Origin of the sequence: Pseudoalteromonas phenolica, assembly GCF_005876835.1 — a bacterium.
In the GTDB taxonomy this organism is placed as follows: domain Bacteria; phylum Pseudomonadota; class Gammaproteobacteria; order Enterobacterales; family Alteromonadaceae; genus Pseudoalteromonas; species Pseudoalteromonas phenolica_B.
In genome coordinates this window covers 100148-117099 of the sequence record NZ_PPSW01000014.1, presented here as the reverse complement: position 1 = coordinate 117099, position 16952 = coordinate 100148, and the positions used below count along the sequence as shown (strand labels likewise).

The 16952-nt window shown below is 39.5% G+C and carries 13 protein-coding genes; 10 read left to right on the top strand and 3 right to left on the bottom strand.

The genetic code is table 11. The annotated features are described in order from the left end of the window. Positions 1–130 precede the first annotated feature (130 nt). The 7 genes from C1E24_RS09950 (at position 131) to C1E24_RS09920 (ending at position 10095) form a co-directional block, all read left to right on the top strand. Positions 131–751 carry an MlaC/ttg2D family ABC transporter substrate-binding protein gene (locus C1E24_RS09950; protein WP_138481022.1) on the top strand — a complete coding sequence of 207 codons (621 nt, stop codon included), beginning with the start codon at positions 131–133 and terminating at the stop codon, positions 749–751. A gap of 308 nt (positions 752–1059) precedes the next feature. Beyond that, positions 1060–1872: a PhzF family phenazine biosynthesis protein gene (locus tag C1E24_RS09945; protein ID WP_138481020.1), complete on the top strand. Its 813-nt coding sequence runs from the start codon at positions 1060–1062 to the stop codon at positions 1870–1872. A 121-nt stretch (positions 1873–1993) separates the two neighbouring features. After that, positions 1994–3628 (top strand): methyl-accepting chemotaxis protein, encoded by a 1635-nt coding sequence (locus tag C1E24_RS09940; protein ID WP_138481018.1) that lies wholly within the window; start codon positions 1994–1996, stop codon positions 3626–3628. 130 nt (positions 3629–3758) lie between these two features. Beyond that, positions 3759–5081: an MFS transporter gene (locus C1E24_RS09935; protein ID WP_138481277.1), complete on the top strand. Its 1323-nt coding sequence runs from the start codon at positions 3759–3761 to the stop codon at positions 5079–5081. An 86-nt stretch (positions 5082–5167) separates the two neighbouring features. Continuing rightward, positions 5168–5698, top strand: a complete 531-nt coding sequence (locus tag C1E24_RS09930) for a TIGR00645 family protein (RefSeq protein WP_138481016.1) — start codon at positions 5168–5170, stop codon at positions 5696–5698. 248 nt (positions 5699–5946) lie between these two features. Further along, positions 5947–7947, top strand: a complete 2001-nt coding sequence (locus C1E24_RS09925) for a methyl-accepting chemotaxis protein (RefSeq protein WP_138481014.1) — start codon at positions 5947–5949, stop codon at positions 7945–7947. A 126-nt stretch (positions 7948–8073) separates the two neighbouring features. Further along, positions 8074–10095 (top strand): S9 family peptidase, encoded by a 2022-nt coding sequence (locus C1E24_RS09920; RefSeq protein ID WP_138481012.1) that lies wholly within the window; start codon positions 8074–8076, stop codon positions 10093–10095. Between the two features lie 36 nt (positions 10096–10131). Here C1E24_RS09920 and C1E24_RS09915 read toward each other — a convergent pair whose 3' ends face one another. Continuing rightward, on the bottom strand, positions 10132–11085 hold the full coding sequence (locus C1E24_RS09915; RefSeq protein ID WP_138481010.1) for a GGDEF domain-containing protein: 954 nt from the start codon (positions 11083–11085) through the stop codon (positions 10132–10134). Positions 11086–11095: 10 nt separating this feature from the next. Further along, positions 11096–12178: a 5-methyltetrahydropteroyltriglutamate--homocysteine methyltransferase gene (locus tag C1E24_RS09910; protein WP_138481008.1), complete on the bottom strand. Its 1083-nt coding sequence runs from the start codon at positions 12176–12178 to the stop codon at positions 11096–11098. 313 nt (positions 12179–12491) lie between these two features. Here C1E24_RS09910 and C1E24_RS09905 point away from each other — a divergent pair, with 313 nt between their 5' ends. The 3 genes from C1E24_RS09905 to C1E24_RS09895 all read left to right on the top strand — a co-directional run bounded on the left by C1E24_RS09905 (position 12492) and on the right by C1E24_RS09895 (position 14137). Then, entirely contained in the window at positions 12492–12779 is a 288-nt protein-coding gene (locus tag C1E24_RS09905) for a hypothetical protein (protein WP_138481006.1), read from the top strand. A gap of 394 nt (positions 12780–13173) precedes the next feature. Next, positions 13174–13626 (top strand): Hsp20 family protein, encoded by a 453-nt coding sequence (locus C1E24_RS09900; protein ID WP_138481004.1) that lies wholly within the window; start codon positions 13174–13176, stop codon positions 13624–13626. 169 nt (positions 13627–13795) lie between these two features. Further along, positions 13796–14137, top strand: coding sequence for an HIT domain-containing protein (locus C1E24_RS09895; protein WP_138481002.1), 342 nt, complete (start codon positions 13796–13798; stop codon positions 14135–14137). Here the strand turns inward: C1E24_RS09895 and barA are convergent, their stop codons facing one another. Beyond that, entirely contained in the window at positions 14138–16897 is a 2760-nt protein-coding gene (gene barA, locus C1E24_RS09890) for a two-component sensor histidine kinase BarA (RefSeq protein WP_138481000.1), read from the bottom strand. It abuts the gene before it with no gap. Positions 16898–16952 lie beyond the last annotated feature (55 nt).

The following is a 16952-nucleotide window of genomic DNA, read 5'->3' as shown; positions in this document are numbered from 1 at the left end:
GTAAAACTAATTGAAATATATAGACTTTTTATTTGTGTGCATTTTTGGCAACAAAAGAGTGCAAAAGTGTGTCTTTTTAATCATTAAACAAACTCGTATCATGCACTCACTAACTAAACGGGGACACATTATGAAAACTGCAATACAGTATTTATTTTTTTCGGTATTAATTCTATTCAGCGCGTACAGTGCTGGCGCGGGCTCTAAACAAGCAAATACCGAGACACCATACACATTAATTAAATCAGTTGGTGATCAGCTGTTTATTGATATTGGTAAGTTGAAAGATTTAGACGAAGACACAAAACGTATTGAGCTTAAAAAGCTAGTCGGTGCACAACTGATGCCGCATATCGACATTAAATTTGTTTCTTTTAAGCTGCTTGGCAAACACGTCAGAGAAGTAAAACGTGAGCAAGCGGTGAGTTTTATAGATGCGGTTGAAGAATATCTGACGGGCACGTATGCCAATGTGTTAATGAGTTACAAAGGCCAAGAAGTCCGCTTTATTGAACCAGTTTTAGACAGCAAAAGTAAGTTTGCCTCAGTTAAGTCTGAGATTGTTGAGCCAGGCGCTCCGAGTATCGACATTGTATTTAAATTCAGAAAAAACAAGAAAGGCGAATGGCAAGTTTATGACTTAGTTGCGGAAAGTATTTCACTGTTGAATGCAAAGCAGAAAGAAATTGTGTCTCGCATTAGTGAAGTGGGTATAGATAAAGTAACTAATGAATTGATTGCTAAGAGCTAATTCAGTTTGCAGTCAGGAATAAGTGAGTATATTGAATTTGATTTTACAGAGTCATTTACCGCTCATTAAGTCAGTTACTTGTAACTTAAGTAACTAAATGAACATTAACGTACTTAGTTCCATAGTTGTTATTTAACAACGCTCTTCAAGCGGGCAGTCCCCTTTACTTGCACCCTTCGCAGTTTTGCCCGCTTATTTTCTTTTAATTACTCATAACCATCAAAACTGTATGCATAACACTTAATCACTTCACTTGCCTTTCAATCTCAGCTAGTTTCTAGGTAATTAAAAATAAAGTGAGTGGAATTATGAAGTTAAATATCGACGTTGTGGATGCTTTTACATCCACTCAGTTTGGTGGCAATTCAGCGGCAGTGATCATCACAAACACTTGTTTAAACGAAAGCTTAATGGAGGCCATCGCTGCAGAAAATAACTTATCTGAAACTGCATTTCTAGTGCCTGTTGAAACGGGTGTTTATGATATTCGTTGGTTTTCTCCACTGACCGAAATTGCATTTTGTGGTCACGCAACTTTAGCATCAGCGTTTGTGCTGTTTAGTCAGAATCCAACTTTTCAGCAGGTAACACTTAGCGCGCCAGCGGTAGGGTCTATGCTTATCAACAAGTTAGATAATGGTTATATTGAAATGGATTTTCCGAGTTTCACACCAGAAGCCATTCAAGATATACCAGAAGCGCTCATTGCTGGTTTATCGATAAAGCCTCAACAGGTACTAAAAAACCAGCAAGCCTACTTTGCTGTTTATAACACTGAGCACGAAGTTAGAATTCTAGAACAAAGTACTGAACAGCTTAAACAATTGGCACCGTTTGATGTGGTTGTGACTGCACCAGGCAAAAAATATGATTTTGTATCCCGTTATTTTTGGCCTGCGAATGGCGGAGATGAAGATCCGGTAACGGGCTCTATCCACACGGGGTTAGCACCTTACTGGTCTCAAAGGCTGAATAAAACAGAGTTGAAAGCCTATCAGGCATCGAAGCGAGGCGGTGAGCTATTGTGTGAGATTGAAGGCGAAAGAGTGAAGCTACGAGGGCAGGCTGTGCATTACTTATCGGGTTCAATTACAGTCGATGAAAAGCAAAATTTGTCATAAATCAAAAGAAGGGCTGATCACCCTTGTCGGAGCAATCCAATAGCTGCTAGCTTAGTTTTTGTGTCGAAAACATTCCTGAAGAGTAAATTTCAAGCTCAAGGATTAATGCTTAAGGAAAATCATGGAAACAACACTCAGGCAGCTCTCTGTTAAAACGCGATTGTGGGCGCAAGTTAGCGCTTGTTTTGCCGTTATTCTAGTCATTACTTTTTTAATGCTTAATTCGCTATACAGTGAATTAAAGCAGTCTAAACAGCTTGAAACTCAGCACATTGTTGAAACTGCTCATGGCATAGTAAGTTTTTATGCAGAGCAAGTGGCAAGTTCAAAGATGACGCTTGAGCAAGCGCAAACTGAAGCCAAGCAAGTTATTGAAGCAATGCGTTACGCTGATGACGAGTACTTGTTTATTTTAGATGCGCAGCACACCATGCTGATGCACCCGATAAAACCTAGTTTAAATGGTACTAACTCTGCGAGCTTGAAAGATCCCAATGGTGTGTACTTTATTCGAGAAATTGTGAGTGCAGCGACGCGCTTTGGTGAAGGCTCTGTGCAATACATGTGGCCAAAAACACCGAATTCGACGCCGATTGATAAAGTCTCTTATGCAAAACAGTTTTCTCCATGGGGATGGGTGATTGCCACAGGTATTTACATTGATGATGTGCAGGTGACATACTGGCAAGAAGTCTCGACCATGGTGGTGCTCATTGTCATCATTGCCATCATTTCAATCATTATCACCGTTAATGTTTTACGCAGTATTATCAGCCCATTAGACAGAATAGGTAGCACCATTCAGCGTCTTGAAGAGACCGGTGACCTAACGCTCGCTGTGGATACCCAAGGTAAAGATGAACTAACTCAAATAGCCGTGGGGTTGAACAACATGGTGTCTAGCTTTAGGGATATTGCGTTTAGTAGTAATGCCTCTGTTGAGCAATTGAATGTTTCAACTCATAGCCTAGAAAGTGTCGCTAACGACACCAAACAGGCAATGGCCAATCAGCAAATTGAAATCGAACAAGCTGCTACAGCCATGAATGAAATGAGCGCAACGGTTTCAGAAGTCGCACACAACGTTGTTAACACCGCCAATGCCGCACATAAAGCCCATAAAGAAGCGGGTGAGGGCATGGCGCTGTTGAATATTGCCATTGAGGCAATCAGCGGTTTGGCTAATGAAGTTGAAAAAGCGGCGGCGGTTATTCATAAACTGGGTTCAGTGAGTGAAGAAATTGGCAATGTCACCACGGTTATTAATGCCATTGCCGAGCAAACGAATCTACTTGCTCTCAATGCCGCAATTGAAGCAGCAAGAGCGGGTGAGCAAGGGCGAGGCTTTGCGGTAGTGGCTGATGAAGTTAGGGCACTTGCACAAAGAACGAAAGAATCAACAGAAAGTATTCAAGGCATGATTGAAGAGCTGCAAAAGTATTCTCACGATGCGGTTGTGGTGATGGAAGAAGGCCAGGTTTATGCAGAGCGCACTGTTGAACAAGCACAAAATGCGGATCATGCATTAAAAGAAATTGTAGAAGATATTGCGATTATTAATGAAATGAGTACGCAAATAGCAACGGCTTCTGAAGAGCAGTCTGCGGTCGCTGAAGAAATTAACCGCAGCATCATCACAGTCAGTGACCATACCGCTTCAACTGTTGATGCAACAAAAGACATCGCTTCGGCGGGCTCAGAGCTTAAAGCGTTGGCTGTTGACTTAAAAGCGCATGTATCGAAATTTAAAGTTTAACTTCCCCTTTTAAGCCGAACTTAACAAGAAGTAGTTCGGCTATTTTCTCTTCAATAGATAATTTCATAGCAGTGCTTGGCAAAGTTGATTAGTTGCTCTAGTATCACAAAAAAGCCTGTAAACTTTTATGATGAAATCATTTATCTCTTTATATTTCACTAATCTATTTTTAATTAGTGGCACTGGCTTATTAACCACTTATTTAGCGCTTTATTTAGGTCAAAAAGACGTTTCGACCTTTTGGATTGGTTTACTCACCTCATGTTATTACTTGGGTCTATTATTAGGCTCAAAGCTTGGTTATCACTTTATTAAATCGGTTGGTCATATTCGTACTTTCGCAGCGAGCACTGCTGCAGTTGTCGCCTGTGTTGCCGCGCATGGCGTCAGCGATAACGTTTATCTATGGTTATTTCTTCGCTTGTGTGTTGGTTTGGGCATGATGGCCAATTACATGGTGTTAGAGAGCTGGCTTAATGAACAAGCAGAGCCTGAGTCGCGGGGTAAAGTGTTTTCATTTTATATGATCACTTCATATATGGGCATGGTACTTGGTCAGTTTGCATTATCAAGCTTTCCTGAGTTGGGCTATGCACCTTTATTCTTGGTTTGTATGGCGGTTTCTGCGGGTATTATTCCCATTGCAATCACGCGGCGTATTCACCCTAAACCCATCAAACCCATTCAAGTGAGTTTATTCGACTATTTTAAGAAAGTACCTCAAGCACTCGCTGCGGTACTTTTTGCTGGCATTATTAACGGTAGTTTTTATGGACTAGCGCCCACTTTTGGCAGTGGTATAGGCTTTAGCTCTGCAGACATCGCAAAATTTATGTCTTTCACCATATTTGCTGGCCTTTTGGCGCAATGGCCAATGGGTGTGATTTCAGACAAAGTACCGAGGAGCATTTTATTAAGGAGCAATGCAGTTGCTTTATGCCTGATCAGTTTGGCAATTTGCTTATTACCATCTGAGCCGACAGTTTTGATGGCCTGTAGTTTTGCCTTTGGTTTGTTTGCGTTTACGCTTTATCCGCTATCATCAGCTCTTGCAAATTCACGGATCAGTGATGAAGACCGTGTTGGTGTATCATCTGCACTCCTCATGGTGTTTGGTGCAGGCGCCGCTTTTGGTTCAGCGATCATTTCAAAATCTATGACCTTTTTCGGCCCTAAGGCTTTATATGCTTCTATCGCAGTACTCACCGTATTGATGTTTGGTGTACTGACTTTCATAAATGCTCGCCAAAAAGCTGAACAGCCAGAAGCCAGTGATTATGTGGTGGGTAATTCAGATGTCACTAGCTCGCCGCTTGCCGCAGCGATGGACCCTCGAATCGAAGAAGAAATTGCTCATGAGCAATTGTTGGTTGTTGAAAGTGATGGAGAAGCAAAGGTCGATGACAGGCTTAAAGAGGCTGAACCTAGTATTAGTGAACAAAGCAGTAAATAGTTAAATACATAAGTTGTTTGTCTAACTATTTGAAACAGGTGTTGTGGTTAGACTAGAATGCCGAAAATTCTTTGATAGGTAACATAATGAACGAACCTAAGTCGTTTGGTAATAAACTTGAGCATGTTTTAGAGTCAACCCTTTTCAAAGGTCGCTGGTTACTGGCGCCTTTCTTTTTAGGCTTGTTGTTTGCAGTAATTTTGCTACTTATCAAATTCTTTAAGCAACTGTATGCAATGACACTCACTGCATTCAATACAGCTAATAATGACTTGCTTGTAGGTATTCTAACTTTAGTCGATACTGCTTTATTGGCAGGACTGTTATTGATCATCATTTTTAGCGGTTACGAGAATTTTGTGTCTAAACTCGATATTGATAACCATAGAGATAGACCTGCTTGGATGGGTAAAGTTGGCTTCTCAGGTCTAAAAATCAAGTTGATCAGTGCCATTGTCGCCATCTCAGCCGTAGAGCTATTAAAAGTCTTTATTAGTTCAGAGTCTCTAAGTAATGAAGAACTTGCTTGGAAAGTGGGTATTCACTTAACGTTTGTGATATCAGGCGTATTGTTTTCAATTACCGATTACATCAATAGTAAAACTCATAATCATTAGTGTGAGCTTTAGGTTTTGCTAGAACAATTTAAAGCAGTCTGAACTTAGCAGTGATCCTTTTTCTTAAATGTTGTCTATTATTTATGCGGATGAGTAAGAAATTTCTGAGATTTTTAAGTTTATGAAGTAAAAGGCTTTACTCGACTAAACACTAATATTATTTTATTAGGAATAATTGCTTCAAAATAGTTTGGATACGTCCTATATTTTAAATCAGTTAACTTTTTATTAAAAAATAAGTTGCCTCTATGTTTCTAGCAGTAGCAAAAAAAATCTCAAGTCACCTCACTTTAGTTGTTCTCTTACCTTGTATTTTGCTTGGCGCTATCATTACTTACGATATGAGTATGGCATTCAAGAAAATGAATAATGCCTATGACGCTGAGTACAATGCTTTCCTTAGTCACGCAGTTTTGAGTATTGTTCATGAGACGCAAAAAGAGCGTGGTGCTTCGGCTGGTTTTGTGGCTTTAAATGGTGCTAAATTCGCTCAGTCTTTAAAGGCTTTGCGTTCGAATACAAATGTTAAATTGAACACATTGAAAAATGAACAAGAAGAATGGGCGCTGTCAAAAGAAATGCGTAAAGAGCTTAAAGAGTTTGAATCACTTTTCTTTGAGCTAGAGTCAATGCGCAGAAAAGTAGATAGCTTATCTGTATCAGTACCCGATTTATTAAAATACTACACCTCAATTAATTCAAAAGGTCTTCACATTATTATAAAAGCGGCCCGTTTAAGTGAAGATCCGATTATCGCTAAAGAGCTAACAGCTATTTATAACTTTTCGAGTGCGAAAGAGTCTTCAGGAATAGAGCGAGCGTTACTGGCAAACGTTTTTGCCAGTAATCAAATTAACTTCGCTCAAAAAGCACGCCATGTTGAGTTATTAACACAGCAAAAAGTCTATCTTAACGAAGCGCTTGAAGTCGCGCCCAAAGCAATAAATTCGGTTTTGCAATCAGCATTAAATCAAAGTTCATTTGCCGAAGTAGAACGTTTTAGAAGTCTAGTGGAGCAAAAGAACTCAGATTTTAATCTTGATCCGGAAGTATGGTTTGATGCTGCAACAAGAAGAATAGATGCTTTAAAAGATGCAGAAGAGAAAGCATTAACAATTGTTGATAAAACAGCTATTCGAATTCAACAAGATGCTGTTGTGGTAGTCATTGTAGAAGCTACTATATTTATAGTCGGCTTGCTCATTACCGCAGCGCTGTTTATATCGATTCGATTAAGGCACCAACAATCAGAATTAATAGCTAGAGGCATTGAAGTTGCAATTAAAGAGCGCGATATGGCTGATGAGATTGAAGTATTAAGCTCAGATGAACTTGGCGAGTCTGCACAAAAAATCAATGCACTGACTAAGCAGTTTGAAGAAGATTTAATTGAACTAGGCTTAGTTTCTAAAAAAATCACTGTGTCTATTCATGAAACTGCAGTTGCCATTAGTCAAAGCCAAGAAAATTTGGTTGAGCAACAAATGGGGATTCAAACCATTGCTTCAGCATCAGAACAAATGAGCGCGAATATTCAAGTTATCGCAAGCTCAATGTCTGATAACTCTCAGGCAGCGAAAACGGTTGCCAATGAATCTCTAAATGGCCAGAAAGTTGTTAGTGAAGCGGTTGATGTAATACAAAGTGCATCAGATGATATGGCACGCTCAGCACAATCGGTTGATACCTTAAATGAACGAGTAGGCAGCATTTCGAGTATGGTCGATATGATCCGAGAAATCGCAGAGCAAACGAATTTATTGGCGCTTAATGCGGCTATTGAAGCAGCTAGAGCAGGTGAGCAAGGTAGAGGCTTTGCGGTTGTGGCTGATGAAGTTAGAAACCTAGCTAGTCGAACGCAAAAATCAACTGAAGAAATATCCTCTTTAGTGGCAGAGCTTCAAACAAGCTCAAAAGAAGCATCAAGCATTATTACCCAGGGTAAAGAAAATGCATTAGAGGCAGCTAATAGAGCAGAAGAAATTAAGCTCGCTTTAGCGACGATTGTTGAACAAGCAAAACAGGTTGAAGCGGTAACAGAAGCGGTTTCTTCAAACACTCAACAGCAAAGTAACGCGATTGAAGAGGTAAGTAAGAATATCGTTGATATTTACCAAAAAGCCACTGAAAACGTATCAGGTGCAGAAGAAATAGCCAAAGCAGCAACCAATATAGCGGGATCTGCAATCGATATGGATGAATTAATCGAGCGCTATAAAGTCAGTAAAGAATGTAATTACGAGTATTAAATCAAACTTAAGCTTTTCATGATGCCCTGTTAGTGGGCATCACTTTTACTCACTTCATCGCTAAATCCATGACATTTCTTGCTGACTTTAGTATTCATAACCTAAATTTATTGATTAGGGATCACTATGGATATTGGGATCAGAAAAACACTTTCAGCACTGGCATTGTTGCCTATTTTTGCTCAAGCAACTACCACATTTAATGCCAATGATATATTTGCATTAGAGTATGCCAATGACCCACAAATTTCGCCAAACGGCAAGCAGGTTGTTTATGTCAGAAATTCAAATGACATAATGAAAGACAGTACACGCCGTAATTTGTGGTTAGTAGATGTAAAAAGTGGTGAACAAACGCCGTTATTTTCAGATGAAAACCAATATCTTCACCCTAGATGGTCACCAGATGGAAAGAAAATCGCCTTCATCAGTAATGTTTCTGGTAGCTACCAAGTGCATGTGTATTACCTAGAGAAAAATCGCACAGCTCTATTGAGCCAGCTTCAATCAAGTGTAAGTAATTTAACCTGGTCTCCCGATGGCAAGTGGCTTGCCTTTAGTCAGCAAATTAACGAAAAGCCGTCAGTGATTGCGAAAATGCCAGCCAAGCCAAAAGGTGCGACATGGTCAGAGCCTGCAATTGTGATTGATAAAGCCTATTACCAAGCCGATGGCAGAGGGTTAGTTAAACCAGGCTACCGCCAAATTTTTATTTTACCAAGTGATGGTGGCACACCGCGTCAACTGACGTCAGGCAACTTTCACCATGGAGGTCAGCTTGCTTGGCATAGTAACTCTGAAGAAATTGTATTCTCAGCGAATAGGATTAAAGATTGGGAATATAAGCGTTTAGAAGGTGATTTATTCAGTGTTGATTTAAAGGGCAAGCTAACTCAGCTCACTACTCAACCAGGCCGAGAGCACTCTCCGAGCTTTTCAAGAGATGGTAAAAAACTCGCTTTCTTAAGCGCATCTGGTGAGTTGAACCCTTATCGTAATCACAAACTGAATATCATGGATTGGTCAGATAAAGAGTTTGAAATGGTGGGCAAAGATTTTGATCGCTCTTTCCAAAATCCAACTTGGATCAGTAATTCAAGATTGGCAATTGCTTATGATGATTTCGGTAAACGTAAGCTTGCAGCGATTTCTTTAAGTGGCAATATAAAAGACCTAGCCGACAGCTTATCGGGCACAACACTGGGTAGACCTTATATTAGCGGTCAATTTAGTGCTAATTACTCAGGTAAAATCGCATTTACCCATGGCACAGCGCAAAGGCCTGCGGATGTAGCAATAGCATCGACTAAAGGGAATACCAAACAGTTAACTTCTTTAAACGAAGATTTACTTGCTCATAAAACCTTAGGTGAAGTACACGAAATTAACTACAAGTCTTCATTCGATGGCGAGCAAATTCAAGGTTGGTATATCACGCCCCCTAATTTTGATCCTAAGAAAAAGTACCCACTATTAATTGAAATTCATGGTGGCCCACATTTAGCTTATGGCCCACATTTTTCGGCTGAGTTACAGCGCTATGCAGCACAAGGGTATGTGGTGTTTTACGATAACCACAGAGGCAGTAGCTCTTATGGCGAGCGTTTTGCTATGTTGTTAAAGTATAAATACAGCTCGAAGGAAGACTTTGTCGATCACAATTCAGGCGTTGATGCCATGATAGCTAAAGGCTTTATAGATAAAGACAATCTATTTATTGCTGGTGGGTCAGCGGGGGGCATTGCAACGGCTTACGCGATTGGCCTAACAGACAGATTTAATGCTGCAGTTGTCGTGAAACCAGTAATTAACTGGCTCAGTAAAGTGCTGACCGCGGATAGTGGTTTAGTACAAATACCAACGCAATTTCCGGGTATGCCTTGGGAGCATGTTGAACATTACTGGCAGCGCTCTCCGTTATCGTTAGTTGGCAATGTAACAACACCGACGATGCTAATGACAGGTGAGGAAGATTTACGAACGCCAATGGCAGAGACTGAGCAGTATTATCAAGCATTGAAACTTCGTAAAATTGATACAGTGTTAGTGAAAATTCCAGGTGCACCACATGGTATTGCTGGGAAGCCATCGCGTATGGTGAGTAAAATTGAGCATACCCTTGCTTGGTTTGAGAAATATAAAAAGTAAGGCAATTCGATAGGGTGTGGTTAGGTTGGTTTCAATTTAACCACACACAACCAAATTACGGCCAGATTGTTTTGCCTTATACATTAGCTGGTCAACTCGAGTGAGCAAGGTTGTAAAGTTATCGTCTCTCTTAAATTGTGTTACACCAAAACTGGCAGAAAGGGATTTTTTGTTTGGAAACATAATGGTGTTTAATGCATTTTTGATGTGTTGAGCGATGTTGCAAGCGTCGGTCAATGATACGTTATTGACGACTATAAGAAACTCTTCACCTCCCCAGCGACCATATTGTGCGTAACTAGGTAAAAATTTCCTCATGGCATCCGCTGTTGCCATAAGTATTTCGTCACCATAGTTATGCCCAAATGCGTCATTGACTCTTTTAAAATGATCTAAATCGAACAGCATAATTGAGAAAGGCAAACCAGTATTTGCTGTGTCATTTATCAATTCGCGTAAAGAGGCATTAATTTTTCTTCGATTATATAATTTGGTTAACTCATCAGTGATTGCTTGTCGTTCTAACTCTTTTGCTTGGTTAAACTCTTCAGTAATATCTTGAATGAGCCCGACTGTTCGTAGCGGTTGTCCAATACTGTTTGTAAACGTATGACTAAAGTGCTTAAAGTGGCATTTTGTTTGTGTATCGTCTAAAAATGCATGAACGATCGCTGGGTGCTCAACGTTTTCGAGTTGAATTAATTTCGTTTCAAGCGCTAAGTGTTGCGAAGGATCGATAAGGCTAACAAATTGATTCCATTTAAGCTTGCAAGATGCTTGTGTCAACCCTAGCATGGTAAGCAGTTCAGGAGAGAGGCAAACGTCATAGGTGAGATGATTGAGTTTCCAAGTGCCTACTTTTGCGACTTGCTGTATCTTAGATAAGGTAAACTGCTCAAACTGCCTTTCTCGGAGGTCTTTTTTGAGTTGGTGATTCTCCATCTCAAGATTGAGTTGATGCAGGTTTAAGCTTGGCTCAATATTCGTCATATTTACTTCTTTAACTTAATCCAAGCTTCATTTCTGCCAGTTTGGTTCCTTCTAATCTAGCTTTTATCTTTTGGTATGCGACTTCTCGGGCAGTTGATATATCGTCTGCGAAAGGAGAAAATCCACAGTCATCCGTAGAACCTAACTGCTCAACAGGTATATATTTCGCAGCGGTGAGTAATAATTCACACACCGATTCAGGTGTTTCTATTTCTTTGCTAATAGGGTTGGTCACGCCTATAAAAACTCTTTGCTCTGGTTTGATGACATTTCCGAGTAAATAGAGTGCTTTTTCTGGCTCTTTTTCACCGCTTATTGCCACATAAAAGTTACCCGCATTGATTTCAAATAATGTGGGCAGTAAATATTTGTAGTCCACCTCGGCACTGTGTGTTGAATCGATATCGGCACCAGGGCAAGTGTGAATACCGATACGAGCAATTTCTTCTTGATTGAAATGTGAAAGGCACTTGTTGATTAAATCGACAAATGAATTTAGTAGCTCACCAGAGGGATCTAACTTCAGAGATAATCTTGCTTCGGTGAAGTCAATCTGTACTTTGTGCGCCCCAAGCTCTATACAGCGTTTCACTTCACCTACATGTTGCTGAACTAAGTCTTCTATGAATTGTTGATGGTTGTAATCTTTTAAGCCTGTATTTGGATAGACTAAACTCAGCATTGAAGGAGAGATCACAGCCTGTTTGACAGGGACATTTGCGTGTTTTATTGCAAACTGTAAAAACTCATCTGCGGTATGTTCGTATTTAAATGGTGCAGTTTTGAGGTGTGGCGCAAATACGCGAGAATGACCATCCGAAAAATCAACTAATAAACCTTCGGATTCATAGCAACAAGAGTTGTGTAAACAGTAATGCGCAAAGCCATCAAACTTTCGTTGTTCGCCATCACTGATCACTTCACAGCCTAAAGCCTCTAAATCTTTCATGACTTGGACTGTTTCTGATTCGGCGATATCGCAGAGTGCACCATAACTAAGCTCGCCATTTTTAAACGATTTATACGCACTGATCAGCTCTGCATTTCTTGGTATTGAACCTATCTGCTCTGAAGGAATAAACCGTTTTTTCATCTATGACCCCAAAAACAAGTAGTAAAAAGTGGGCGGGTGATTGTGTCCAGTTAAACATCAACACTGTTAACTTAAATCTAGATTAATGCTTAAAAACTTCCAGTTTTCGGGAGAGTTTTATACTTGATGTTTTTTTTGTTGTTATAAAGTTGATAATTAGGCTAATAGTATCAACGTATGAGTTTTTTCATAATATTCAAAAATAGAGTGCGTTTTTATTAATATTTAAACATTTTCTTAACCTTGAGCTTGATTTGTAAATATTTTGCAATTAACTTTAACAAATAGATTGTTTAGTTTAAGGGATTAAAAAATGTTACATGGATTTCGAGTGATATTGTTAATTGGTGTGTTTTTAGCGATAGCGGGTTCTGTACAATCAGGTGATTGGCAATATTCTGTCTGGATCGTTGTTGCTCTATCCGCTGTACTCTTGATGAGCTTTAAATTACCAAAAAGCGAAAATGAAGAGTTAGGTGAGCGATCAGACACAAAAACAGATTCGTTTGTTTTATTGCTATCTCCAGCCTCATATTTTTCAGATAAATACGATTCTAAAGCGACAAATTCTACTCTACGTAGTAAGCGCTTTAAATATTAAAAGAAATTCCAACCAACAGTAAGTAAACAAAGCCTGGGTAACCGCTCAGGCTTTTTCTATTTAACTCAAATTCTTATTAAATGTTTATAGTTCTATCAACCAGAGTTGCTTTCAACTTTGCCATTTACAATATGATTTAGGCATCGATTTAATAAAAATAGCTTTCGATAAGAACTGTTTAAAAATAACAACAAGTTGATTGCCTGTTTATGCCCCTTTAAAAATAAAACTCAAAAATTTTTAATTTTTTCTCTTGAAAACTGTTTAGCAGACCTTATCTCTTATTGTGAAGACGCCTTACAGGGTCTTTATTAAATTAACATTATGATTTTATTAGGTAATCTTGCTCATTTGAGGAGATGCCAACACACTATCGCTCTAAGAGGGTATTATTATGCGTACAGTAGATTTATCACCATTATATCGTTCATTCATTGGTTTTGACCACTTAGCTCAACTTATGGATAACGCTAGCCGCAATGCAAAGCAATCAAGCTTTCCTCCATATAACATCGAGCTTTTAGGTGAAGACAAATATCAAATCACCATGGCTGTGGCAGGGTTTGTAGAGTCAGAACTACAAATTGAAACCGAGAAAAATACCTTAACAGTGAAAGGGCTAAAAGAAACCAAATCGGTTGATGGAGAGCGTACCTTTATTCATCAAGGAATCGCTGAAAGAAATTTCGAACACAAATTCCAATTGGGAGACCATGTAAAAGTTCGTGGTGCATCTTTAGAGAATGGTCTATTAAATATTGCCTTAGAGCGTGAGATCCCTGAAGCAGATAAACCTCGCACCATTGCAATAAATGGCGCTAAGCAAGAGCTGCTCAAAAGCGCATAAACCATTCAATTCATTTTAACGTCTCCCAATCAGCGGCTTATTTAGGTAAGCCGTTTTTTTGTTTCATACACCCTCGCTTTTTAATTCATTGCTACACTTTAAGTATTAAAGATTAGTATCTTTTCTTAAAAAGTCTTTGACGAAATTAAAGAATTATTTTGGAGGTAGCATGGCAAGTTATGAAGGAAATGACTTTTACTGTGATTTAGCATTAAGCGGCAAAGTAGAGCTTGATGTCGTATATGAAGATCAGCATGTACTCGCTTTTCATCATACTCAGCCTCATTGGCCTGTACATATAGTCGCTATTCCTAAGCAACACATTCCATCGTTTACTGACTTAGGTGGCCACGACTCTGAACAGTTGTTTCACCTTATTATGGTTGTTCAACAGCTTGCCCGAAACGTTGAGAAAGAATATGGTTCAGCTAGAGTGCTTACCAATCTTGGTAATTATCAAGATAGTAAGCACTTGCATTTTCATGTTAACTTTGGTGATTCAAAAAATTAATTAGCTCGCTTGGGAGACTTGTTTGAAGTTTTCTAGTTCATCAAGTAACTCGAGCACTTCGGGCTCAACATCGGAAATGTTTTGATGGCGTTTTAAACCGGTTTCAATGGTTTCTGATAATTGTTTTAGTTTAGGCACACCTGTGTAACAACAAGCGCCATGGAACTTATGGATGACAGAAAGCAGGAGTGCGAAATCTTCATTTTCAAATGCTTGATTTATCTGTTGGTGCGTGTCATTTAAGCTATCTAATAGCATGTTCAACATTTCAATAGCCAAATCGGGTTTGCCGCCTGCATGACGAAGTGCTAAAGACCAGTCTAGTAAATGGCTTTCAAAAGGGGCTGGGCTTGGTTCAATCTCTTCTGATTTGATCTTTGTTGCAGAGCTCACCGATGAGCTGCTGTAATCACAAATAGTTTGTTTCAGCATGTCTTCATCGATAGGCTTAGTTAAGTAACCACTAAAGCCATCTTTTAGTAACTGATCTTTTTCGCCACTTAATGCGTGTGCGGTCACAGCGATAATAGGGGTATCTTCATTGAGTGATGAATCCAAGATGGTTTTACATGCAGTGATGCCATCCATAATGGGCATTTGAATGTCCATGAAGATCAAATCATATTTATGTGTTTTACACAGAGCCACAGCTTGTGCGCCATTATGCGCAGTATCAATGCCTTCGATTTGCTCAGATAAAAGTGTAGAAAGTAATTTTAAGTTGGCGTCATTATCATCAGCGATGAGTGCTTTTAAAGGCAATATAGGTTGGTCATGTTCATCGGTTGACACATCTGGATGATCTAAGCGATACGGGGCAGCTAACATTTCGCACAGTTTACGATAATGTAAAGGTTTACTCGCACAGGCATCTGCGCCACTCCCTACTAATGATTCTCGCATATTATGCGAAATGGTACTGACCATGAGGTATAAATAATCAGACAATGGACGGGCTTGAGAGATATAGTTTTTCAGCACAGGCATTTGTTCAACGTCAGCGGTATTACCAATTAAACAGATGTCATAACTGAAGTCTTTTTCAAGGGCCTGGTAAAAAGTCTCTTCAGTCAAACAAGGTGTTACTTGCATTTTCCATTCATTTAATTGGGCTAATATTGCGTAGTGAGTATGCTCTTGAGGTTCAAAGAATAAGATACGCTTATTCTCAAGACTATAAGTCGGTAAGTCGTTGTTAAATGCTCGCTGAGGTAGCTCAAAGATGGCATTAAAGGTAAAACAAGTACCTTGGCCAGGTGCTGAGTTTAAACTAATACTTCCACGCATGGCCTCAACAATATGCTTGGTAATAATGAGACCAAGTCCTGTGCCACCAAATTTACGGGTAATGCTTGAGTCAGCTTGGCCAAACGGTGTGAATAGCGCATCTTGTTTTTCTGCTGCAATGCCCACACCAGTGTCACTTACAGACACCAACAAAGAGGCATTTGTTTGTTTGATTACACGGTGAGTGATATCAATTTTAACCGCACCTTTTTCTGTGAATTTAATAGCATTACTTATCAAATTAATGAGTACTTGCTTTAATCGAGTGGGGTCACCGACTAAATTCTCTGGTACATGTGGGTGAATAGAAATAGACAGTTCAAGTTTTTTCTCATAAGCGCTTGGCGCTAGTAATGTCATGACTTCACTGATCACTTCTCGTAACTGAAAGTGGATACTTTCTAATTCCATCGCACCCGCTTCTAGTTTAGAGAAATCTAAGATGTCGCTGATAATGGTCATGAGGCTATTGGCTGAAAGCTCAATCGTGTCTAAGTATTCTTTTTGGTGTTTATTTAGCGGCGTTTTATAAAGCTGTCTTGTGAAACCAATCACACCATTTAAAGGTGTTCTTAACTCATGACTCATTTTCGCTAGGAAGTCAGATTTAACTCGGTTGGCATCTTGGGCTTCTTTTTTGGCAATATTGAGTTGAATGTTCTGTGTTTCGTACTGCTCTAGTGTCTCTCGGTAGTCACTGGTGGCTTGGTCAATATGCTTTTGCATTTCATCACGTTGGTTTGCCATCGCGCCATTGATGGTGTGCAGCCCTTGACGAAGCAGTTCAAACTCACCTTGCATCGGAGCTTGAAGACCAATGTCTTGTTTACCTTCGACCAGTTTGTCAGTTGCTAAAAGTAACTTTGACAGTGGAGAAACTAATACTTTACTGATCCGCAACGACAAAATACCACTCAAAATTAATGCAATTACAATGATACTAATACTCATAATAAGCGTTTGTTGCTGCGCAATAATCGCTTTATCTTTGCTCACTTCAATAACTAATAACGCTAGCGGCGCGGCATGGGCATCTTGCCATTGCTCTGAAGGTTGAGAATTAAATTTAACTGGGGTGAAAAATATAAATGTATCGTCTCTTTTCACCATATCAGTATGGTGAAGCGCTTTAATGTCGCTAGAGAAGTTTAAGTTACTAAAATGTTCATGATAATTGCTGGTCAGTAGCAGTTCTTTTTCAACATCAAAAACAGCAATACTTTTGATAAGCGGAGAATGTTTGTTGTGTGCAGTACTGACGATACGCTTAAGTTGTGCTCTATCTTCACGCAGAACAGGTTGCTCTAATGCGATTGCCAATGGCTCTGAAATACTACTTCCACGTTGGAAGAGAATTTCTTCAAGCTCAACATAACGATTTACTGTAAAATACCCCCCAAGAATTAAACCAATCAGCATGGTAGGGATTAAAGTTAGAACGAGAATGCTATCGCGCAGGCCTAATCTGGTCATGAATGAACTATTTCTTATTAATATTCTAGCTTTAAGAGTATCGACTTAGACACGG